We start from the raw sequence: 20,754 nt of genomic DNA, 5'->3' as shown, positions 1-20,754 counted from the left end.
GTGGGCCGCATCCTGCCTGGCCGCGTGAACAAGGATGCTTCACGATGGCTGATTTCACCGATTATCACGTAGCAGACATTTCCCTTGCCGCCTGGGGCCGCAAGGAGCTGAATATCGCCGAAACCGAAATGCCGGGCCTGATGGCGACGCGCGACGAATACCGCGCCAGCCAGCCGCTGCGCGGCGCCCGCATCGCCGGCAGCCTGCACATGACGGTACAGACCGCCGTGCTGATCGAAACGCTGATCGCCTTGGGCGCCGAAGTGCGCTGGGCCTCGTGCAACATCTTCTCCACCCAGGACCACGCCGCCGCCGCCATCGCGGCCGCCGGCATTCCGGTGTTCGCATTCAAGGGCGAGAGCCTGGACGAGTACTGGGAGTTCAGCCACAAGATCTTCGAATGGCCGGAAGGCACGCCCGCCAACATGATCCTGGACGACGGCGGCGACGCCACTCTGCTGCTGATGCTGGGCAGCAAGGCGGAGAAGGACATCGGCGTGCTGGCCCACCCGACCAATGAGGAAGAGACCGCGCTGTTCGCCTCGATCAAACGCCACCTGGCTCTCGATCCGCACTGGTATTCCAAGCGCCTCGAACCCATCCAGGGCGTGACCGAGGAAACCACCACCGGCGTGCATCGCCTGTACCAGATGGAGAAGGACGGCCATCTGCCTTTCCCGGCGATCAACGTCAACGATTCCGTCACCAAGTCCAAGTTCGATAATCTGTACGGCTGCCGCGAGTCGCTGGTGGACGGCATCAAGCGCGCCACCGATGTGATGGTGGCCGGCAAGGTGGCCGTGGTGCTGGGCTACGGCGACGTGGGCAAGGGCTGCGCGCAGAGCCTGCGCGGCTTGGGCGCCACGGTGTGGGTAACCGAGATCGACCCGATCTGCGCGCTGCAGGCGGCGATGGAAGGCTACCGCGTGGTGCGGATGGACGAAGTGGCCGACCAGGCCGACATCTTCGTCACCGCCACCGGCAATGTGGGCGTGATTACCCATGAGCACATGAAGAAGATGCGCAACAATGCCATCGTCTGCAATATCGGCCACTTCGACAGCGAGATCGAAGTCGCGTCGCTGCGCCAGCATCAGTGGGAGAACATCAAGCCGCAGGTCGACCACATCATCTTCCCAGACGGCAAGCGCGTGATCCTGCTGGCCGAAGGCCGCCTGGTGAACCTGGGTTGCGGCACCGGCCACCCGAGCTTCGTGATGTCCAACAGCTTCACCAACCAGGTGCTGGCGCAGATCGAACTGTTCGCCAACGGCCACAAGTATGAGCAGAAAGTGTACGTGCTGCCCAAGCATCTGGACGAGAAGGTGGCGCGTCTGCACCTGGCGCGCATAGGCGCGCGGCTGACCGAGCTTTCGGACCAGCAGGCCGCCTATATCAGCGTGCCCAAGCAAGGTCCTTATAAGCCCGATCACTATCGTTATTGATTATTGAACCAAGACGAAACGGACAGCCCCCCTAGAATGGTGCTGTCCGTTTTTTTTTACGACTGTGCCATAACAACAAACGACAGCAGACAAGGGGATCATCCATGACGCAGCCGCGTACCTTCAGTTTCGAATTCTTTCCGCCGAAAACGCCGGAAGGCATCGCCAAGCTGCGCACCACGCGCCAGCAGCTGGCCCAGTTCAAGCCGCAATTCTTCTCGGTGACCTTCGGCGCCGGCGGAACCACCCGCGACGGCACCTTGTCTACCGTGCTGGAAATCCGCAGCGAGGGGCAGGCCGCCGCGCCGCACTTGTCCTGCATCGGCTCCACCCGCGAGAATATCGCCGCCATCCTCAATGAGTACCGTTCCAACGGCATCCGCCACCTGGTGGCGCTGCGCGGCGACATCCCGTCCGGCATGGTCGCCGCCGGCGAGTTCCGCTACGCCAACGAGCTGGTGGAGTTCATCCGCGCCGAGCATGGCGACCACTTCCACATCGAGGTGGCGGCCTATCCGGAGTTCCATCCGCAGGCGCGCTCGGCCGAAGACGACCTCGCCAATTTCGTGCGCAAGGTGCGGGCCGGGGCGGACTCCGCGATGACCCAGTACTTCTTCAACGCTGACAGCTATTTCCGTTTCGTCGATGAAATCCGCGCGCGCGGGGTGGACATCCCCATCGTGCCCGGTATCATGCCGATTTCCAATTTCGGCCAGCTCTGCCGCTTCTCCGACATGTGCGGGGCGGAAGTGCCGCGCTGGCTGAGGCTGCGCATGCAGGCCTACTACGACGACGCCGCGTCCATCCGCGCGCTGGGACTGGACGTGGTGACCGAACTGTGCGACCGGCTGCTGCAGGGCGGCGCGCCGGGACTGCATTTTTACACATTGAACCAGGCGGGCCTGGTCTCCACCATCTGGCAGAGGCTGGGCCTGTGACGACGCGCGGGCGGCGTGGCGCCGCCCGCGGCCGCGAACAACAGGAAGGTCTATGCAAGAGCAACAAGCAGTCCAGATCGAGCCCCGCAAATCTTTGCTGGGCCAAGTGATTTTCAGCAGCCGCTGGCTGCAGCTGCCCATTTATCTGGGCCTGATCGTGGTGCAGGGGGTCTACGCGTGGAAGTTTCTCGCGCAGTTATGGGAGCTGCTGGAAGGGCTGAACCACCTGACCGAAACCGACATCATGCTGGCGGTGCTGGGCCTGATCGACGTGGTGATGATCGCCAACCTGCTGGTGATGGTGACGGTGGGCGGCTACGAGACTTTCGTCTCCCGGCTGCGCATAGACAGCCACCCGGACCAGCCGGAATGGCTGGACCATGTCAACGCCTCGGTGCTGAAGGTGAAGCTGTCGATGGCCATCATCAGCATCTCGTCCATCCACCTGCTGCAAACTTTCATCAACGCCAGCCGCATCGACGAGCACACCATCAAGTGGCAACTGTTCCTGCACCTGGCCTTCCTGCTGTCGGCGGCGGCCATCGCCTACACCGACAAGCTGCTGGCCGGCGCCGCCTCGGCGCATCAGCGGCATTGAAAATGAAAACGGCCCGTGAAGGGCCGTTTTGCATGCTGCGAAGGGCTTGGCTTACATGCCGCGCATCTGCCCCAGCGGCAGCGAGGTGGTGCGCTTGATTTCCTTCAGCACGAAGCTGGACTTGACGTCCTCCACGCCCGGATGCTGCAGCAGCTCGTCCATCACGAAGCGCGAGAAGTGCTCCATGTCTTCGAAATACACCTGCAGCAAATAGTCCATTTCGCCGGTCATGGCGAAACAGTTGATCACTTCCGGCCAGCTCTGCACCGCTTCGATGAAGCTTTGCAGATGCATATTGCCGCGTTTCTCCAAGGTCACCCGCACCCAGGCCTGCAGACCCAGACCGATATGCGCAGGATCGAGCAGAGCGACGTACTGGCGAATCACGCCGGACTCTTCCAGCTGCTTGAGTCGGCGCAGGCAGGGCGAGGGCGACAGCGCCACGCGCTCGGCCAGCTCGACGTTGGTCAAGCGGCCATCCAGCTGCAATTCGGCCAGAATACGCAAGTCTGTCTTATCTAATGTAAGACTTGGCATATTTTCTCCTGTTAATCGGTTTGTTGAGGCATTTTATTCTGAAATTTTAGCAAACAAAAGCAATTTAGCAAGAAAATTGCCATGCGGTTTCCATAGAATAAAAAGCCTAAATCGCCAACGGCAGCATGAGACTGCCGAAGCATGTCGATGGGGTGTGACAGCAGAAAACGATTCGTTCGGAGGAGAGCTTGCCGTGCCGCCATTGGCGGTCCGCGCGGTGCGCATGTCCCGATGCGCGAGCCATCCTCCTTCTGCTTTCTTCCCCTGTCGAGCTGCCGGTTTCCTCCTTGTTTGGATGGGCAACCGGTCTGCTTACATAAACGCGAATAGCCTACAAACGTTTACACGCAGCGCTCAAACGAGCGAATTATTGCTTCGCGTACTATTTGTACGCGATCTATATAACAGAGGAGAAACAGATGAAAATGGAAGCCATGCTGCAAAACCCGCTCGCCACCGACGGCTTCGAGTTTGTCGAATACACCGCGCCCGACGCGGCCGGCGTGGAGAAACTGCGCCAATTATTCCTGTCGCTGGGCTTCGTCGAAGTGTCCCGCCATCGCAGCAAGAATGTCAGCCTGTTCCGCCAGGGCGACATCAACTTCATCCTGAACGCCGAAACCAACCAGCCGGCCAGCGAGTTCGCCCACGCGCACGGTCCGTCCGCTTGCGCGATGGCCTGGCGGGTCAAGGATGCGGCCAAGGCTTATGAGTACGCGCTGGCGCATGGCGCGCAGCCTTATCAGCGCCCGATCGGTTTCATGGAGCTGAACATTCCGGCGGTGCAGGGCATAGGCGGCTCCGCGCTGTACTTCGTTGACCGCTACGGCCCGGAACACAATATCTACGACGTGGACTTCGTGCCGCTGGACGGCGTGGAGCAGCGTCCGTTCGGCGTCGGCCTGACCGAGATCGACCACCTGACCCACAACGTGGCGCGCGGCAATATGGCCAAGTGGGCGGACTTCTACACCGACATCGCCAACTTCCGCGAAATCCGCTACTTCGACATCGAAGGCAAGCTGACCGGCCTGGTGTCCAAGGCGATGACCAGCCCCTGCGGCAAGATCCGCATCCCGATCAATGAATCGTCCGACGACAAGAGCCAGATCGAGGAGTTCCTGCGCCAGTACAACGGCGAGGGCATCCAGCACATCGCGCTGACCACCGATGACATCTACGCCACGGTGGAAACGCTGAAGGCGCGCGGCACCCGCTTCCTGGATACTCCGGACACCTACTACGAAAAGGTGGACACCCGCGTGCCGGGGCACGGCGAGGACGTGGCCCGTCTGAAGAAGAACAGCATCCTGATCGACGGCGCGCCGGTGGAAGGCATTCTGCTGCAGATCTTCACCGAAACCGTGATCGGCCCGATCTTCTTCGAGATCATCCAGCGCAAGGGCAATGAGGGCTTCGGCGAGGGCAACTTCAAGGCCCTATTCGAGTCCATCGAGGAAGACCAGATCCGCCGCGGCGTGCTGAAGGCCGACTGATCCTCTCTTGCCGCGCCGGCCTCCATTCCGACATTCCGAGCAGGAATGGCGGCGGCGCGGCCTCGTTTCGCGCCCACCTTGCAATGGCCCGGCGTCCAGACGGCCGCCGGGCGGACAGGACATCAAACATGCGTAAATGGATCAGTTACCCGCACCGCGAAGGCACCATCTCGCGCCAGGCCCACGCCGACTTTCCGGCCGAAGGCATCTACGAGCGCGAAGTGGGCCGCAGCGGCTTCTTCGGCCCGGCCACCCACCTGCACCACAAGCATCCGCCCACCGGCTGGAGCGATTGGGAAGGCCCGTTGCGTCCGCGCGCCTTCGATCTGAACGAGCTTCCGCACGGCGCGCCGGCGCCGTGGGACGCGCCGCTGGTGTTGCATAATGCCCAGTGCAAAGTGCGCATCTGGCGCTGCGACAAGGCGATGACCCAGCTGTTCCGCAACGCGGACGGCGACGACCTCTTGTTCATCCACGCCGGCAGCGGCGAGCTGTTCTGCGATTACGGCCATCTGAGCTATCGCGACGGCGATTACATCCTGGTGCCGCGCTCCACCAGCTGGCGCATCGAGCCGGCCGAAGCCACCACCATGCTGATGATAGAAACCAGCAACGGCGCCTACCAGCTGCCGGAAAAGGGCCTGGTCGGCCCGCACGCCATCTTCGACGAGGCGGTGCTGGATGTGCCGGCCATAGACGACGCCTTCCGCGCCCAGCAAACCGAAGACGAATGGCAGGTGGTGATCAAGCGCCGCGGCGCGCTGTCCACCGTCACCTACCCCTTCAACCCGCTGGACGCCATAGGCTGGCACGGCAATCTGTCGGTGGCGCGCGTCAATTGGCGCGATATCCGTCCGCTGATGAGCCACCGCTACCACCTGCCGCCGTCGGCCCACACCACCTTCGTCGCCGACGGCTTCGTGATCTGCACCTTCGTGCCGCGGCCCATCGAATCCGACCCGGGCGCGCTGAAAGTCCCGTTCTATCACAACAACGACGACTACGACGAGGTGATCTTCTACCACGCCGGCGACTTCTTCAGCCGCGACAATATCAAACCGGGCATGCTGACCTTCCACCCGGCCGGCTTCACCCACGGTCCGCACCCCAAGGCCTTCGCCAAGGCGATGACGGACCCGAAGAAGTTCACCGACGAAGTGGCCGTGATGATAGACACCCGCGACGCGCTGGAGCAGGGGCCAGGCCTGGCCGCCGTCGAGTGGCAGGGTTACGTGGACAGCTGGAAGCCCAAGCAGGCCTGACGCCATTGCTGCTGCGCGAGCCGATCTCAGCGTTGCGATGCTCGCGGTACGATGTGTACCGCAGGGCTTCTCCCGTCGACCTCGGCCCGCTCGCGACGCAATCGCGTTCAGGCCAAGCTGAAAAATTGATATAGAGGAACGGCCCGCAGCGGCCGCTAGCAGAAAGAACATCAAGATGAAATTAGCCACTTATCACAACCACACCCGCGATGGCCAATTGATGGTGGTCAGCCGCGATCTGACCCGCGCCGTGGCGGTGCCCGCCATCGCCGCCACGCTGCAGGCCGCGCTGGACAACTGGGCCCAGGCCGAGCCGCGTCTGAAAGAAGTCTACAACGCGATCAACCACGGCCAGGCGCCGGACGAAGTGCCTTTCGACAGCCATCGCTGCATGAGCCCTCTGCCGCGCGCCTACCAGTGGGCCGACGGCAGCGCCTACCTGACCCACGTGGAACTGGTGCGCAAGGCGCGCGGCGCCGAGGTGCCGGAGAGCTTCTACTCCGACCCGCTGATGTACCAGGGCGGCTCCGACGCCTTCCTAGCGCCGACGGCCGACATCCCGCTGCGCGACGAGGCCTGGGGCCTGGACTTCGAGGGCGAGGTGGCGGTGATCACCGGCGACGTGCCGCTGGGCGCGCCGGCCGATGAGAAGCACATCCGCCTCTTGATGCTGGTGAATGACGTGACCTTGCGCGGGCTGATCCCGGGCGAGCTGGCCAAGGGCTTCGGCTTCTTCCAGAGCAAGCCGGCCACCGCCTTCTCGCCGGTCGCCGTCACGCCGGACGAGTTGGGCGATGCCTGGCAAGGCGGCAAGGTGCATCTGCCGCTATTGGTGGACTACAACGGCGCTTTCTACGGCAAGCCCAACTGCGGCGTGGAAATGCAATTCAACTTCCCGCAACTGGTGGCCCACGTATCGAAGACGCGCGAACTGGCGGCGGGCTCCATCGTCGGCTCAGGCACCATCTCCAATAAGGATCGTTCGGTCGGCTCCTGCTGCCTGGCGGAGCAACGCATGATAGAAACCATAGAGCAGGGCGCGCCCAAGACGCCGTTCATGAAGGCTGGCGACACCGTGCGCATCGAGATGAAGAATGCCGCCGGCCAGAGCATTTTCGGCGCCATTGCCCAGACCGTGGTTAAACATGGCTGAGCGCGTCCTATACGGCTATTACCGCTCCAGCGCGGCCTACCGCGTGCGCATCGCGCTGAATCTGAAGGGGTTGGCTTACCAGTACCGCGCGGTGAACCTGCTCAAGGGCGAGCAGAAGAGCCCAGAGTATCTGGCGATCAACCCGCAGGGCCTGGTGCCGCTGCTGGATGATGGCGGTGCGCAAATCGCGCAGTCGCTGGCCATCTGCGAATATCTGGACGAAGCCTACCCGGACGGCGCCAAGCTGTTGCCTGCGGCTCCGGCGGCGCGCGCGCAGGCGCGTTCCATCGCGCTGGCCATCGCTGCGGACGTTCACCCCTTGCAGAACCCGCGCGTGGGCAAGTATCTGCAGGCGGAGTTCGGCGCGAGCGAAGAAGGCAAGATCGAGTGGATACGCTACTGGATTCGCACCGGTTTCGACGCGCTGGAGCAGCAGCTGGCGCGGAGCGCCGGCCGCTACGCGGTGGGAGACGAACCGTCTTTGGCCGATATCTGCTTGTTGCCGCAGGTATTCAGCGCGCGCCGTTTCGGCGTGGATCTGGGACCGTACCCGACCCTGGTCCGCATCGCGGAGGCGCTGGAAGCGATTCCGGCGTTTGCCGACGCGCACCCATCCAAGCAGCCGGACGCGGTGTAAGTGTTTGATTCAACGGCCGGAGCGCTTGGGCGGCCCGGCCGTTTGTTTGTTTTCAGGCTGGCAGGCTTCGTTTTTTTCGCAATTCATGCTTGACGGCAGGGGAGTCCTCTGATTAAATGCATGGCTCTGACGGCGCGACAGCGCGGTTGGTAGAAGTGGCCAGTTAGCTCAGTTGGTAGAGCAGCGGATTGAAAATCCGCGTGTCCGTGGTTCGATTCCGCGACTGGCCACCACAGCAAGGCCAGTTAGCTCAGTTGGTAGAGCAGCGGATTGAAAATCCGCGTGTCCGTGGTTCGATTCCGCGACTGGCCACCAGAATTCAAAAAGCCGAATCCGCAAGGGTTCGGCTTTTTGCATTGGCAAGCCTCATCAGCGAAATCAGGAGGCCTCCGCCTCTTTGGGGTGAGGCGCGCGCGGCTGCAGGGCGGCGATCAGTAGCGAGGCCAGTCCGGCCGCCAGCTCCAGGCCCAGTCCGGCGCGCGCGCCGTAGGCGTCGGTCAGCAGGCCGCTGGCCGAGGCGCCGCCGGCCACGCCGAAGTAAATGCCGGTGACCAGCCAGGTCAGGCTTTCCGTCAGCCGCGCGCGCGGCACCGCCTTCTCCACCATTTCCATGGCCACGATCAGCGTGGGCGCGAAGGACAGGCCGGACAACAGCATGGCGGCCGCCAGCCAGGCGCTGCCAGGCGCCAGCGCGATGAGCGCGGAGCTGGCCGCGGTGGCGGCGCAGCAATACAGCAGCAGGCGGCCTAGCGGCAAGGCCGGCTTGAGCGCGCCGAAGGTCAGTCCGCCTATGCCCGAGCCCAGCGCGTACAGGGCCAGCACCCAACTGGCTGCGGACGGCGCGCCTTCGGCCTTGGCGATGGCGACGGCGCTGACGTCGATCGCGCCATTGATCGCGCCCAGAGTGCAGAGCAGCAGCGCCAGCGTCGGTACCGGCATCAGGAAGAGGGCAGGGCGGCCGCCGCGCTGGGAGTCGGGATGCGCCGGCGGCTCGGTGGCCTTCTGGCGCAGCAGCACGGCGACGCCGCACAGCATCATCAGCGCCGCGCTCACCGGGCCGGCCTGTGGCCAGCCGCTCATGCACAGGGCGATGGCCAGCGGCGGGCCGATGACGAAGGCGATTTCGCTGAGCACGCTATCCATGGCGAAGGCCGTAGGCAGCAGCGTTTGGCCATCCAGCAGGCGCGCCCAGCGCGCGCGGGTCATCGCCGGTATGCTGGGCAGGCAGCCCGCCAGCGCGGCGCAGACGAACAGCAGCCAGCTTGGCGCGCCCAGCCAGCTGCACAGCGCCAGCGACAGCAGGGCCAGCGCGGCGATGCCGGCGGCCGGCGGCAGCACGCGGCTCTGGCCGTAGCGGTCGGCCAGACGGGAGATCTGCGGCGACAATAGGCCGGTGGCCACGGTCATGGTGGCGGCCACCGCGCCGGCCAGGCCGTAGCTGCCTTGGGTCAGCGACAGCATGGTGATGACGCCTATGCCTATCATCGCGCCGGGCAGGCGGGCGATCCAGCTGGCCAGCGCGAGCGTCGCGACCCCGGGCGTGCGGAACAGTTGTCCGTATCGGTTGGCCATATCGGCATATCCTCGAGTGATGGGGTTGCGGCAACTTCCTGCCAATAGGTCAATCTATTTATGGCTTGTGGCTTTGTCAATTTGCGGATAGTCGGCAGAGCGCGGCTATAATCCGCTGTTTCGCCTTGAAAGCCCCCCATGCCCTATCGCCTGATCGCCACTGACCTCGATGGTACCTTGCTGGACCAGCATCATGCCGTAACGCCCTTGACCGCCCAGACCTTGCAAGCCTTGCAGGCGCGCGGCGTCGCGCTGGCGCTGGCCACCGGGCGGCATTACAGCGACGCGCGCGAGGTGAGGGAGGCGCTGGCGGTGCCGGCCTATCTGATCAGCTCAAACGGCGCGCGCGTGCATGGGCTGGATGATGAGTTGATCTTCGGCCTGGACATAGCGGCGGAGCTGGTGCGGGAAATCTCCCGGCCGGTTTTTTCCGACGGCGCGGCCATGCATTATTTCCTGGACGAGGGTTGGCTGGCCAATCGCCGCTCGGCTTTGCTGGATGCGCTGATCCAGGCCGATGAGCCGCCGTATCGCCTGGCTGATCTGAGCCGGCATGACGGCGCGGGCGTCTACAAGGTGCTGTACGTCGCGCCGCATGAGCATTTGCTGGAGCTGGAGCGATCTTTGCGGCAACGTTTCGGCGACAGGCTGTATATCACCTTCTCACTGGATTTCTGCCTGGAGGTGATGGCCGCCGACGTGTCCAAGGGCGAGGCGCTCAAGCTGGTGTTGGCGCGGCTGGGGCTGGACGCCCGAGCCTGCATCGCCTTCGGCGATGGGCAAAACGATATCGAGTTGCTGCAGGCCGCCGGCCATCCGCGGCTGATGGGCAATGCGCATGCCAGGCTGCGCCAGGCTTTGCCGGAGGCTGAGCGGATATACCACCACGCCGACTCGGGCATGGCTCGGCATTTGCGCGAGGCGTTCGCGCTATAGGAGGCTAGCCAGGCGCAGGGAATGGGCCGTTCCTGCGGCGCGCCATGAGCGCCTGGGTGATTGGCCTGCGCTGACGAGCTGGGCGGACTGCGGGATAAAGTAAAACGCCAGCGGGGTAGCGCTGGCGTTTCTTTTTGGCCGGAGACGGGGCCTATCAGGCTTGCAGCGCGGCGGCGAGGGCCGCGGCTTGGTCGCCTACGATCAGGTGCAGGGTGCCCGGAGACACTTGCGTCACGGCGCTGACGCCGGCGGCGCGAGCCGCGGCTTCATTGAAGCGGCTGGGGTCCTTCAGCTCCACGCGCAGGCGGGTGTGGGCGATGGCTTCCACCTTGGCCACGTTGGCGTTGCCGCCCAGCGCTTGCTTCAGCGCGGCGACGTCTGCCTTGGCTGCGGCGGCCGGAGCGGCTGCCGCTGCGGCTTGCGCCGGGGCGGCTGCGGGCGCGGCGGACAGTTCGGCGTCGCTGCCGGCGCTGCGCAGGTAGATTTCCATATCGGTCTTCATGTTTTCGGACAGCGGTCCGAAGATGGCCTGAATGCCGCTGCCCACCACCACCACGCCGGAAGCGCCCATGGCTTTCAGCTTGGCCTGGTCAACCTTGGCCGTGTCTTGCACCGCGATGCGCAGACGGGTGATGCAAGCGTCCAGGCTGCGGATGTTGGAGCGGCCGCCGAAGGCCAGCACCAGTTGGCGGGCGCGTTGGTCTTCGCTGATGGCGCCGACGGTTTCCACGCTTTCATCTTCGCGGCCCGGCGTTTTCAGGTTGAACTTGGCGATCACGAAGCGGAACACGCTGTAGTAAACCACGGCGTAGATCGGGCCGAGGATGAACACATAGGCTGCGTGCTTGGCCTTGTCGCCGATCAGGTTGAACATCAGGAAGTCGATGCCGCCTTGCGAGAAGGTGAAGCCCATGTGCATGTCCAGCGTATTGGCCACGAATTGGGTGGAGGCGGCCAGCACGGCGTGGATCAGGTACAGCACAGGAGCGACGAACAGGAAGGAAAATTCGATCGGTTCGGTGATGCCGGTCAGGAAGGAGGTCAGCGCGGCGGAAATCATGATGCCGCCGACCTTGGCGCGGTTTTCCGGCTTGGCCGAATGCCAGATGGCGATGGCGGCGGCCGGCAGGCCGAACATCTTGAACAGGAAAGCGCCGGACAGAATGCCTGCAGTCGGGTCGCCGGCGAAGAAGCGGGCGATGTCGCCGTGGATGATCTTGCCGGTGCTCGGATCCGGGAAGTTGCCGATTTCAAAGAAGAAGGGCACGTTCCAGATGTGGTGCAGGCCGAACGGAATCAGCATGCGCTCGAAGAAGCCGTACACGGTGGCGGCGGTGCGCGGATCGCTTACGGCGGCCCATTGCGAGAAGGCCTTGATGGCGTTGCCGATCGGGGGCCAGATGAAAGACAGCACCACGCCCAGCACGATGGCGCTGATGGCGGTGATGATGGGCACAAAGCGCTTGCCGGCGAAGAAGCCCAGGTACTCAGGCAGGCTGATCCGGTAGAAGCGGTTGAACATATAGGCCGCCAGGCAACCGGCGAGAATGCCGCCGAACACGCCGGTCTGAATCGACGGCAGGCCCATGATGGTGGCGGTTTCCACGCCCATCAGGCCGGCCATCACGCCCAGGGTGACGGTGGTGACCAGGTGGCCGATCACGGCGGCGATGGCGGCTACGCCGTCGTTTTCGGTGAAGCCGAGCGCCACGCCTACGGCGAAGATCAACGGCAAGTTGCCGAAGATCACGTCGCCGGAGTGTTTCATCAGCGACAGAATCGCCAGGACGATGCTATTCGTGGTGTGGAAATCGGTGGCGCCGATGCCCAGCAGCAGACCCGCGACCGGCAATACCGACACCGGCAGCATCAGCGATTTGCCTATCTTCTGCAGAAAAGCGAATGATTGACTAAACATGATTATTATCCTGCTTTGACATGCTTATGGAATGTCGAGCGGCTGTGAGGCCGTCCCCTCTATGAGCGCCTGCGCGCGCCGGAACCGCTGATCGGCGTCGGACGGCGCCAGGTTGCCCTGGCGGTCTCCCCGTCCGGCGCCGCGGTCCCCGCCGCGTCGGCGCTTATCCTATTAACGAGCGTGTTGATTCAAATGGTGGCGGACGTCAGTCGCGGTGGACAGCGCCAGCACTTCTTGGGCCAGCTGCTGGCATTCCGCCAGACTCCAGCGGGCCAGCGTAGCCTTGACCGAGGCGACGGCCGGGGTGCTGGCCGACAGCTCCTGCACGCCCATGCCCACCAGCAGCGGCGCGGCGCGTTCGTCCGAGGCAAGGCCGCCGCAGACGCCCACCCACTTGCCGTAGGCGCGCGCGCCTTCGCAGGTCAGCGCGATCATCGCCAGCACTGCCGGGTGCAGCGCGTCGGCCTGCTTGGCCAGTTGCGGGTGGCCGCGGTCCATCGCCAGCACGTACTGGGTCAGGTCATTGGTGCCGATGGAGAAGAAGTCCACTTCCGGCGCGAAGCGCGCGGCCAGCACGGCGGCCGACGGCACTTCCACCATGATGCCCACCTTGACGTCGGTCACGCCGGCGGCGGCCTGCTCTTCCGCCAGGATGGCGCGGGCGGCGCGCAGCTCTTCCAGCGAAGCCACCATCGGGAACATGATGTGCAGACGGGTCAGCGGCGCGGCTTGCAGAATGGCGCGCAGCTGGGTGCGCAGCAGGTCCGGGCGGTCCAGGCTCACGCGGATGCCGCGCAGGCCGAGGAAGGGGTTGTCTTCCTTGGGCAGCGGCAGGTAGGACAGGGGCTTGTCGCCGCCCACGTCCAGCGTGCGCACCACCAGCGGGCGGTCCTTGCCCAGGGCTTCTGCCACGGCGCAGTATTCCGCGGCTTGCTCTTGTTCGGTCGGCGCGGTGTCGCGGTTGTCGAACAGGAATTCCGAGCGCAGGAGGCCTACGCCCTCGGCGCCCTTGGCCACCGCTTCGCGCGCGTCGGCGGCGTTGCGGATATTGGCCACTACGTCGATGCGCACGCCGTCGCTGGTTTGCGCGGGCTGCATCGAGCTCTTGGCTTCAGTGGCGCGGCGTTCGGCCAGGCGGGCGATTTCCTGCTCGGCCGCGGCCAGGTCGGCGGCGCTCGGGGCGATGGCCAGCGTGCCTTCATTGCCGTTCAGGATCACCTGCAGGCCTTCCGGCAGCTTCAGCGCGGTTTGGGAGATGCCGCAGATGGCCGGAATGCCCAGCGAACGAGCCAGGATGGCCACGTGGCTGGTGGCGCCGCCGGTGCGGGTACAGAAACCCATGACTTTGGACGGGTCCAGCGAGGCGGTATCGGACGGGGCCAGGTCTTCAGCGATCAGGATGGAGCCGGCCGGCAGCACCAGCGCGGCTTGCTTGACGCCGGCCAGCAAGGCCAGCACGCGGCGGCCCACGTCGCGGATGTCGTTGGCGCGTTCGCGCAGCAGCGGATTGTCTTGCGCCTCCAGACGGGCGGAGTAGGCACTGAACGCGGCGCGCCAGGACCAGGCCGCGGACTTGCCCTCGGCCAGGCCGGCGTAGGTCTGGGCCAGCAGGTCCGGGTCTTGCAGCAGTTCCTGGTGCATGGACAGGATGGCCTGCTTGGCCGGGTCGGTCAGTTGGGCCTTGACCAGGTCCAGCTGGGCGGCGGCTTCCTCAGTGGCGCGGGCGAAGGCCTGCTGCTCCACATTGGCGCCCTTGCCCTGTTCCGCCACGTCGAATTCCTGCAGGCGGTGATGCACGATGCGGCCGATGGCGATGCCGGGCGAAGCGCCCACGCCGGCCAACTGGCTATCGCTGTCTTGTTGCTGGATGGAAACCGGGGCGACGGCCGGCGCAATCGGCGCTTCATCCGCCTTCTCGCCGCAACGGTCGTTCAAGAGCTGGGTCAGCTCGGCGACGGCGGCGGAGGCGTCGGCGCCTTGGGCGCGGATGCGCACCAGGTCGCCCAGCTTGGTGGCCAGGCCCATGATGGCGACTACGGACTTGGCGTTGGCTTCCTTGTCGGCCAGGATCAGCTGGATGTCGGAAGAGAAGCTCTTGGCCTTGCTGGCGAATACGGCGGCCGGGCGGGCGTGCAGGCCGGCCGGGTTGCCGATGGCGATGTCTGTGGACAATTGCGGCTCGCCGACTGCGGCTTGCAGCACGTCCTTGCCATTGGCCAGTTGCAGCGACAGCACCACGTCGCGGCCGGCATTGACCATGCCTTCGGACGGGCTCATGCGGGCCACGGTTTCGCCATTGGTGACGATGATCTGGGTCAGCAGGCTGGCGGCCTTGCGGCCGACCAGGTCGAGATCGAAGTCGATGACCGGCTGGCCGACGCTGACTTGCTGGCCTTGCTGGACCAGCGGGAAGAAGCCGTCGCCCTTCAGCATCACGGTGTCGATGCCGATGTGCACCATGACTTCCACGCCTTCCGCGGTGGTGATGGTGAGCGCGTGATGGGCGGAGTGCAGATTGCTGACCACGCCGCTGACCGGCGCCAGCAGGCTGCCTGAGGTGGGATCGAGCGAAATGCCGTCGCCTACCATTTTGCCGGCGAATACCGGGTCCGGAACGCTGTCCAAGGGGACCAGCCATCCGGAAAGGGGGGCCAGGATGTCTAGTCTTGGTGCGGAGGTGCCCATGTGAAACTCCTCAATTCGTGGATAATTCCAGTCGTTTTATTACGAGCGTCAATCAAGCCGATTTCTTTTGCGCCAGCTCAAGACGCATCTTGACGCGCCTGATTGGCTTGTCTTGTCCTGGCTGGCTTTCGGCAATTATATACAGGCGGCCATCGGCAAGCATCGACGACTTGGTCGAGTGATATCTTGCCAAGGTTTGTAGTTAAACTACACGCAAATTACGCAGCAGCTTGATGGCAATCAAGAAAATGTGCAAGTCGGAATTGTTCGAATTTCATGCTGCAATGCAGCAGGGACGGGCTTTGGCGGGGAATTGGGCTTGTCTGTTGCGGACTTGCGGCATGCGAGGGCGGCGGCGGCCTGTTGCATTTTTGTATGGGAACTCTAAAAACGGCGGAGAGGGGGAAGGGCGTGGGAGCGCGCCGACCCGGGGAGGGCCGGCGCAAGGGCATCAGGCTGAGGCGGGTTTGCCATCGCCCTGCAGGAACAGCGCCAGCGAGACGGCGATCAGAAATGCCGGATACTCCCAGCCGCCGCCCGGATTGGCGAACATCCAGCCGTTGGCGGCATGCACCAGGGCGATGGCGCCCAGCAACTGCGGGATCAGCAGCAGGGCAACCCAGCGGGCCTGGACGCCGGCCAAAAGCAGCAGGCCGCCGCCGATTTCGATGGCGATGGCGACATAGCCGAAGAAGCCGGGCAGGCCCAGGCTGGCGAAGTAGCCGGCAGTGCCGGCAGGGCCGAAGACGAACAGCTTCAGCGCGCCGTGGGACAAATACATCAGGCCCAGCGACAGGCGCAGCAACAAAGCGGCGAGATAGGGGTTGTGCAGACGGTTCATGGCGGGTGGTTCCAGAAAAGTGGCGATGGCGCTATTTGACCATCGGCTTTGCATTCAATAAATACGCTATTATTGAAATAATTATTTACTGTTAAGAAACTGTATGGACCGTTTTTCAGAGATACGCGCTTTCGTGGCCGTGGCGGAGCTGGGCAGCTTCGTGGCGGCGGCGGACAGGCTGGAGCTGTCCCGAGCCATGGTGACCAAGCTGGTGGCGGCGTTGGAGAATCGGCTGGGCGCGCGGCTGATGCATCGCACCACGCGCAAGCTGTCGCTGACCGAGGCCGGCGAAACCTATCTGGCCCAGGCCGGCAGCCTGCTGGCGGAGCTGGACGAGCTGGATGCGCGGCTGTCGCACGGCGCCAGCGAGCCGGTGGGCAGGCTCAGAGTATCGGCGCCGGTCTCGTTCGGCATGCGTTACCTGGGCGCCATCATCGGCGGCTTCCACCAGCGCCATCCGCGCATAGAGGTGGAGCTGAACCTGAACGACCGGCGGGTGGACCTGGTGGAGGAGGGGTTCGATCTGGCGCTGCGGGTCTCCAATCTGGCCGATTCCACCCTGGTGGCGAAGCGGCTGGCGCAGATCCGCGATCTGGTGGTGGCCTCGCCGGACTACCTTGCCAGGCATGGTGAGCCGGGCCACCCGGCGGAATTGGCCGAGCACCAGTGCCTGCTGTACGCGCTGACCGCGCAGCCGAATGTCTGGGATTACCAATCGCCGGACGGCGAGCACGGCAAGGTCAGGGTCAAGGGGCCGCTCAGGGCCAATAACGGCGACGTGCTGACCGAGGCCGCCGCGCAAGGCATGGGCATCGTGCTGCAACCGCGCTTCCTGGTGGACAAGGCGCTGGACGAGGGCCGCCTGGTGGCCGTTCTGCAGGACTACGACTGGCACTGCCTGGACTTGTCCGTGGTCTATCCGGTGCGCCGCCATGTGCCGGGCAAGGTCAGGGTATTCGTCGAGTATCTGGAGGAGTTTTTTGAAACATGACGTGGTGATATGATGTTCGGTTTTGCGGCGAAGGTGGTTGTCATGTTGAAGAAATGGTTAATGGCGGCGGGGGGTATTGTGCACGGCATTTCCCGCGTGGGCGGCTTGTGAAAAAGCGGTTTCACCTGAATATCCGCCTAGCGTCTTGGCGGCTCACCCGATCAAGGTCAAGGTGACCGCGTATTTCGATACGGGAGAGGATGGATTGGTAAGCCGGTTGGTCCGTCTGGATTTCAGTAATGCCATGGATGAGACGGATCGGGACGCATTTAAGGCATCAATCGAAACTGCGCTGAAGGAGTATAAGTGCGATCCCAACTCGCATCTCAAGCAGTGGTTTAACTTCGCATTTGATTGATGGGTGTGGCGGGGCGCGCGCTCAGGGATAAAACCAATACAGGCTGTAGCCCATCGCATGCACCTTGCCGGCGTCCAGCCGCATGGTGACCTTGACCTCGCTGTTGCCGTTGAAGCGGGATAGCTTGAAGTCGTCCGCCTTCAGATATTCCTTGGGCGTGAACACCTTGCGGATCAGCACCTGGTCGTCGCTGTCTTTCAGCGTGACTTCCAGCATGGGGTAAGCCTGGGCGTACTGCGCGTGGTTTTTCAGCGTGGCGGACAGTTGGATCAGATTGGGGTAGTCCGGCACGAAGGCCAGCTCGGACCACTCGGTGCGGATCAGCGCGATATCGGTCGGCCATGGCACGTCGCAGGACAGGGCGCGGCATAGCTTTTCCAGCGCGGGACGGGTTTCCGGCGCTTCCGCGGCGATGCGGGTGCGGTTGAGGTAGATGAGCTGGGAGGCCAGAAACAACAGGCCCAGCGTGGCCAGCAGCGCCAGCAGGCCGTTGACCCAGGGCGCGGCGGGCTTTTGGCTGCGGGCTTCCGCTTCTTCTTCGGCGTCGGCGTCGGTGAACGGCGTTTCGTCCGGCTCCGCCTGGAAGACGGGCTTGGGCGCCTCCGGTTCCGCCTGCGGCTCGGAGCGGCGGCGGCTGCCGAACACTTCCGGCTCGGCCAGCGCCGCGGGCGCCGGTTCGGGCTCGTCGAAGGGATTGCCTATCGGCGCGGTGACGTGGCGGTGCTGCATCGCCTCGGCCAGCGCGCGCTGGAATTCTGCCATTTCCGGCTGCGGCGCGGCGTTTTCGGCCGGCTGAGCGGGCGGTTGTTCCGGGGCGGATGCCACTTCCACTGGCGGTTCTTCCGCGTGGAAAGCAGGCAGTTCCGTCTCGGGGTGGGCCTGAGGATCGAAATCGGCGGGCACTTCCAGCTCGAAATCGTCCATCGGGTCGCGCTCCGCCGCGGCTTGGGGCGGCTGGAGCGGCGGGGCGGCGGCCGGCGCGGGCGCCGGCTGCTGAGCGACGAAGTAATCCGGCGCCTTGAACACATGCGAACAGCGCCCGCAACGCACCAGTCCCTCGGCTACGGCGAGCTGGGCGTCATTGACCTTGAAGCGGGTCTGGCAACTTGGGCACTGTGTCGTATATGTCATACCTGGGCGCGTCGGGTTCCTGTCAATCGTGTCCACCCTTCGTCGAACACCGGCGCATCCATCTCGAACCACTGGTTGTAGATGGCGGACAATTCGTCGGCTTGTTCGGCGAGGATGCCGGAAAGCACGATTCTACCACCGGTTTTCACATGGCTTGCCAGCAAGTCGCCCAACATGCGCAGCGGATTGGCCAGGATGTTGGCCAGCACCACGTCGTATTGGGCCTGCGGATTGGCGTCGGGCAGGAAGAAGTCGGCCTGCACGCCGTTCTGCTCGGCGTTGTCCTTGCTCGAGCGCACCGCTTGCGGATCGATGTCGATGCCGACGGCGGAGGCCGCGCCCAGCTTCAGCGCGGCGATGGCCAGGATGCCGGAGCCGCAGCCGTAGTCGAGCACGCTCTCCTTGCCTTGCAGCTGCTTGTCCAGCCATTGCAGGCACAGCCGCGTGGTGGGATGGCTGCCGGTGCCGAAGGCCAGGCCCGGGTCCAGTTGCAGATTGACAGCGTCAGGCGCCGGCGCTTCGTGCCAGGTTGGGGTGATCCACAGCCGGTCCGAGATGCGGATGGGGTCGAACTGCGATTGCGTCAGCCGCACCCAGTCCTGCTCTTCCACGCGCTCGATCTTATACGTCGGCATGGCCAGCTGGCAGGCGGTGGCGGCTGCGGCGATCAAGAGCGCCGGGTCGTCGTTTTCATCGAACAGCGTGATGATGCGGCTCTGGCACCACATCTGTTCTACCGGCTCGCCCGGCTCGCCGAAAATGGGCTGCTCCTTGTCGGTGCCGGCCCAGGCGTCTTCGATCGCCGTGGACAGCGCGCCGGCGTCCATCAGCGCGTCGGCGAAGCGTTCGGCGACGGTGGAGTCAGAATCTATGGTGGCTTGCAACCAGGCCATCAGTGTTCCCCCTTCTTCTTTTCGGACAGGCGGTGCTCCAGATAGTGGATGCTGGTGCCGCCGCGCTGGAAGGCCGCGTCCATGAACAGTTCCTGGTGCAGCGGGATATTGGTCTTGATGCCGGAGATCGCCATCTCGGACAGCGCTACGCGCATGCGGGCCATGGCTTGTTCGCGGGTGTCGCCGTAAGCGATCAGCTTGCCCACCATGGAGTCGTAGTGCGGCGGCACGGTGTAGCCTTGATAGATGTGCGAGTCGATGCGGATGCCGGGACCGCCGGCCGGGTGGTAGCTCTCGATCTTGCCCGGGGAGGGCACGAAGGTGAACGGGTCCTCGGCATTGATGCGGCATTCCATGGCATGACCGGCGATCACGATGTCTTTTTGCTTATAGCGCAGTTTCTCGCCGGCGGCGATGCGGATCTGCTCCTGCACGATGTCCACGCCGGTGATCATTTCGGTCACCGGATGCTCCACCTGCACGCGGGTGTTCATCTCGATGAAGTAGAACTCGCCGTTCTCGAACAGGAATTCAAAAGTGCCGGCGCCGCGGTAGCCGATGCGGCGGCAGGCTTCGGCGCAGGCCTCGCCTATCTTCTGGCGCTGTTTCTCGGTGATGCCGGGGGCCGGGGCCTCCTCGATCACCTTCTGGTGGCGGCGCTGCATGGAGCAGTCGCGCTCGCCCAGGTAGATGGCGTTGCTGTATTCGTCGGCCAGAATCTGGATTTCAATGTGGCGCGGGTGCTCCAGGAACTTTTCCATGTAGACGGTCGGATTGCCGAAGGCCGCGCCGGCTTCGGTGCGCGTCATCTGCACCGAGTTGATCAGCGCGCCTTCGGTATGCACCACGCGCATGCCGCGTCCGCCGCCGCCGCCGGCGGCCTTGATGATGACCGGATAGCCTATCTTCTTGGCGATCTTGGCAATTTCAACCGGATCGTCGGGCAGCGCGCCCTCGGAGCCGGGCACGCAAGGGACGCCGGCTTCTATCATGGCGTTCTTGGCTGACACCTTGTCGCCCATCAGGCGGATGGTGTCCGGACGCGGGCCGATGAAGACGAAGCCGGATTGCTCGACGCGCTCGGCGAAGTCGGCGTTTTCCGACAGGAAGCCGTAGCCGGGGTGGATGGCCTGGGCGTCGGTGACTTCGGCGGCTGCGATCAGCGCCGGCACGTTGAGGTAGCTCTTGGCGGACGGGGCGGGGCCGATGCAGACCGACTCATCGGCCAGCTTGACGTATTTGGCTTCGCGATCGGCCTCGGAGTGCACGACCACGGTTTTGATGCCCATTTCGCGGCAGGCGCGCTGAATGCGCAGCGCGATTTCGCCGCGGTTGGCGATCAGAATTTTCTCAAACATGGAAT

General features: G+C 64.2%; 17 protein-coding genes and 2 tRNA genes. 11 read left to right on the top strand and 8 right to left on the bottom strand.

The window, feature by feature from the left end:
- Nucleotides 1–44: 44 nt before the first annotated feature.
- The 3 genes from ahcY (at nucleotide 45) to C2I19_RS10105 (ending at nucleotide 2,981) form a co-directional block, all read left to right on the top strand.
- On the top strand, nucleotides 45–1,445 hold the full coding sequence (gene ahcY, locus C2I19_RS10115; protein ID WP_103902571.1) for an adenosylhomocysteinase: 1,401 nt from the start codon (nucleotides 45–47) through the stop codon (nucleotides 1,443–1,445).
- Nucleotides 1,446–1,549: 104 nt separating this feature from the next.
- A complete protein-coding gene (gene metF / locus C2I19_RS10110; RefSeq protein ID WP_103902570.1) occupies nucleotides 1,550–2,383 on the top strand; it encodes a methylenetetrahydrofolate reductase [NAD(P)H] in 834 nt (277 codons plus the stop codon).
- Between the two features lie 52 nt (nucleotides 2,384–2,435).
- Nucleotides 2,436–2,981: a TIGR00645 family protein gene (locus C2I19_RS10105; protein ID WP_103902569.1), complete on the top strand. Its 546-nt coding sequence runs from the start codon at nucleotides 2,436–2,438 to the stop codon at nucleotides 2,979–2,981.
- A gap of 51 nt (nucleotides 2,982–3,032) precedes the next feature.
- On the opposite strand, the gene C2I19_RS10100 is transcribed toward C2I19_RS10105, so the two are convergent.
- The gene (locus C2I19_RS10100; RefSeq protein ID WP_103902568.1) at nucleotides 3,033–3,518 is read right to left on the bottom strand and encodes an Lrp/AsnC family transcriptional regulator; all 486 of its coding nucleotides are present in this window, start codon (nucleotides 3,516–3,518) and stop codon (nucleotides 3,033–3,035) included.
- Nucleotides 3,519–3,937: 419 nt separating this feature from the next.
- Between C2I19_RS10100 and hppD the strand changes: the two genes are divergently transcribed.
- The 6 genes from hppD to C2I19_RS10070 all read left to right on the top strand — a co-directional run bounded on the left by hppD (nucleotide 3,938) and on the right by C2I19_RS10070 (nucleotide 8,381).
- The gene (hppD, locus tag C2I19_RS10095; protein WP_103902567.1) at nucleotides 3,938–5,014 is read left to right on the top strand and encodes a 4-hydroxyphenylpyruvate dioxygenase; all 1,077 of its coding nucleotides are present in this window, start codon (nucleotides 3,938–3,940) and stop codon (nucleotides 5,012–5,014) included.
- Between the two features lie 128 nt (nucleotides 5,015–5,142).
- A complete protein-coding gene (locus tag C2I19_RS10090) occupies nucleotides 5,143–6,276 on the top strand; it encodes a homogentisate 1,2-dioxygenase (protein WP_103902566.1) in 1,134 nt (377 codons plus the stop codon).
- 175 nt (nucleotides 6,277–6,451) lie between these two features.
- On the top strand, nucleotides 6,452–7,429 hold the full coding sequence (locus C2I19_RS10085) for a fumarylacetoacetate hydrolase family protein (protein WP_103902565.1): 978 nt from the start codon (nucleotides 6,452–6,454) through the stop codon (nucleotides 7,427–7,429).
- The gene (gene maiA, locus C2I19_RS10080) at nucleotides 7,422–8,066 is read left to right on the top strand and encodes a maleylacetoacetate isomerase (protein ID WP_103902564.1); all 645 of its coding nucleotides are present in this window, start codon (nucleotides 7,422–7,424) and stop codon (nucleotides 8,064–8,066) included. The genes C2I19_RS10085 and maiA overlap by 8 nt, the downstream gene beginning before the upstream one ends.
- A gap of 157 nt (nucleotides 8,067–8,223) precedes the next feature.
- Nucleotides 8,224–8,299, top strand: a tRNA-Phe gene (locus C2I19_RS10075).
- A gap of 6 nt (nucleotides 8,300–8,305) precedes the next feature.
- Nucleotides 8,306–8,381: transfer RNA gene (locus C2I19_RS10070), tRNA-Phe, on the top strand.
- Nucleotides 8,382–8,444: 63 nt separating this feature from the next.
- On the opposite strand, the gene C2I19_RS10065 is transcribed toward C2I19_RS10070, so the two are convergent.
- Entirely contained in the window at nucleotides 8,445–9,638 is a 1,194-nt protein-coding gene (locus C2I19_RS10065; RefSeq protein ID WP_103902563.1) for an MFS transporter, read from the bottom strand.
- 138 nt (nucleotides 9,639–9,776) lie between these two features.
- On the opposite strand from C2I19_RS10065, the gene C2I19_RS10060 reads away from it, so the two are divergent.
- Entirely contained in the window at nucleotides 9,777–10,574 is a 798-nt protein-coding gene (locus C2I19_RS10060; RefSeq protein WP_103902562.1) for a Cof-type HAD-IIB family hydrolase, read from the top strand.
- Nucleotides 10,575–10,728: 154 nt separating this feature from the next.
- On the opposite strand, the gene ptsG is transcribed toward C2I19_RS10060, so the two are convergent.
- The 3 genes from ptsG to C2I19_RS10045 all read right to left on the bottom strand — a co-directional run bounded on the left by ptsG (nucleotide 10,729) and on the right by C2I19_RS10045 (nucleotide 16,018).
- Nucleotides 10,729–12,492, bottom strand: a complete 1,764-nt coding sequence (gene ptsG / locus C2I19_RS10055; RefSeq protein ID WP_103902561.1) for a PTS glucose transporter subunit IIBC — start codon at nucleotides 12,490–12,492, stop codon at nucleotides 10,729–10,731.
- 171 nt (nucleotides 12,493–12,663) lie between these two features.
- The gene (ptsP, locus tag C2I19_RS10050; protein WP_103902560.1) at nucleotides 12,664–15,177 is read right to left on the bottom strand and encodes a phosphoenolpyruvate--protein phosphotransferase; all 2,514 of its coding nucleotides are present in this window, start codon (nucleotides 15,175–15,177) and stop codon (nucleotides 12,664–12,666) included.
- A gap of 451 nt (nucleotides 15,178–15,628) precedes the next feature.
- Nucleotides 15,629–16,018, bottom strand: coding sequence for a DoxX family protein (locus tag C2I19_RS10045; protein ID WP_103902559.1), 390 nt, complete (start codon nucleotides 16,016–16,018; stop codon nucleotides 15,629–15,631).
- Nucleotides 16,019–16,121: 103 nt separating this feature from the next.
- On the opposite strand from C2I19_RS10045, the gene C2I19_RS10040 reads away from it, so the two are divergent.
- The gene (locus C2I19_RS10040) at nucleotides 16,122–17,009 is read left to right on the top strand and encodes a LysR family transcriptional regulator (protein WP_103902558.1); all 888 of its coding nucleotides are present in this window, start codon (nucleotides 16,122–16,124) and stop codon (nucleotides 17,007–17,009) included.
- A 379-nt stretch (nucleotides 17,010–17,388) separates the two neighbouring features.
- Here the strand turns inward: C2I19_RS10040 and C2I19_RS10030 are convergent, their stop codons facing one another.
- The 3 genes from C2I19_RS10030 to accC are packed head-to-tail and all read right to left on the bottom strand — an operon-like array spanning nucleotide 17,389 to nucleotide 20,749.
- Nucleotides 17,389–18,498 carry a DUF3426 domain-containing protein gene (locus tag C2I19_RS10030; protein WP_103902556.1) on the bottom strand — a complete coding sequence of 370 codons (1,110 nt, stop codon included), beginning with the start codon at nucleotides 18,496–18,498 and terminating at the stop codon, nucleotides 17,389–17,391.
- Nucleotides 18,495–19,391 (bottom strand): 50S ribosomal protein L11 methyltransferase, encoded by an 897-nt coding sequence (gene prmA, locus C2I19_RS10025; protein ID WP_103902555.1) that lies wholly within the window; start codon nucleotides 19,389–19,391, stop codon nucleotides 18,495–18,497. Before prmA ends, C2I19_RS10030 begins: the two co-directional genes overlap by 4 nt.
- Entirely contained in the window at nucleotides 19,391–20,749 is a 1,359-nt protein-coding gene (accC, locus tag C2I19_RS10020) for an acetyl-CoA carboxylase biotin carboxylase subunit (RefSeq protein WP_103902554.1), read from the bottom strand. The genes prmA and accC overlap by 1 nt, the downstream gene beginning before the upstream one ends.
- Nucleotides 20,750–20,754: the final 5 nt, after the last annotated feature.

Origin of the sequence: Chromobacterium alticapitis (assembly GCF_002924365.1) — a bacterium.
Classification (GTDB): domain Bacteria; phylum Pseudomonadota; class Gammaproteobacteria; order Burkholderiales; family Chromobacteriaceae; genus Chromobacterium; species Chromobacterium alticapitis.
This window is presented reverse-complemented; position numbering and strand designations above follow the sequence as displayed.

Coding starts and splice junctions, on each gene's coding strand:
- metF (WP_103902570.1), top strand. CDS start 1,550: ATGACGCAGCCGCGTACCTTCAGTTTCGAATTCTTTCCGCCGAAAACG.
- ptsG (WP_103902561.1), bottom strand. CDS start 12,492: ATGTTTAGTCAATCATTCGCTTTTCTGCAGAAGATAGGCAAATCGCTG.
- ptsP (WP_103902560.1), bottom strand. CDS start 15,177: ATGGGCACCTCCGCACCAAGACTAGACATCCTGGCCCCCCTTTCCGGA.
- C2I19_RS10030 (WP_103902556.1), bottom strand. CDS start 18,498: ATGACATATACGACACAGTGCCCAAGTTGCCAGACCCGCTTCAAGGTC.
- C2I19_RS10105 (WP_103902569.1), top strand. CDS start 2,436: ATGCAAGAGCAACAAGCAGTCCAGATCGAGCCCCGCAAATCTTTGCTG.
- C2I19_RS10065 (WP_103902563.1), bottom strand. CDS start 9,638: ATGGCCAACCGATACGGACAACTGTTCCGCACGCCCGGGGTCGCGACG.
- C2I19_RS10045 (WP_103902559.1), bottom strand. CDS start 16,018: ATGAACCGTCTGCACAACCCCTATCTCGCCGCTTTGTTGCTGCGCCTG.
- ahcY (WP_103902571.1), top strand. CDS start 45: ATGGCTGATTTCACCGATTATCACGTAGCAGACATTTCCCTTGCCGCC.
- C2I19_RS10040 (WP_103902558.1), top strand. CDS start 16,122: ATGGACCGTTTTTCAGAGATACGCGCTTTCGTGGCCGTGGCGGAGCTG.
- C2I19_RS10090 (WP_103902566.1), top strand. CDS start 5,143: ATGCGTAAATGGATCAGTTACCCGCACCGCGAAGGCACCATCTCGCGC.
- C2I19_RS10085 (WP_103902565.1), top strand. CDS start 6,452: ATGAAATTAGCCACTTATCACAACCACACCCGCGATGGCCAATTGATG.
- C2I19_RS10060 (WP_103902562.1), top strand. CDS start 9,777: ATGCCCTATCGCCTGATCGCCACTGACCTCGATGGTACCTTGCTGGAC.
- accC (WP_103902554.1), bottom strand. CDS start 20,749: ATGTTTGAGAAAATTCTGATCGCCAACCGCGGCGAAATCGCGCTGCGC.
- prmA (WP_103902555.1), bottom strand. CDS start 19,391: ATGGCCTGGTTGCAAGCCACCATAGATTCTGACTCCACCGTCGCCGAA.
- hppD (WP_103902567.1), top strand. CDS start 3,938: ATGAAAATGGAAGCCATGCTGCAAAACCCGCTCGCCACCGACGGCTTC.
- C2I19_RS10100 (WP_103902568.1), bottom strand. CDS start 3,518: ATGCCAAGTCTTACATTAGATAAGACAGACTTGCGTATTCTGGCCGAA.
- maiA (WP_103902564.1), top strand. CDS start 7,422: ATGGCTGAGCGCGTCCTATACGGCTATTACCGCTCCAGCGCGGCCTAC.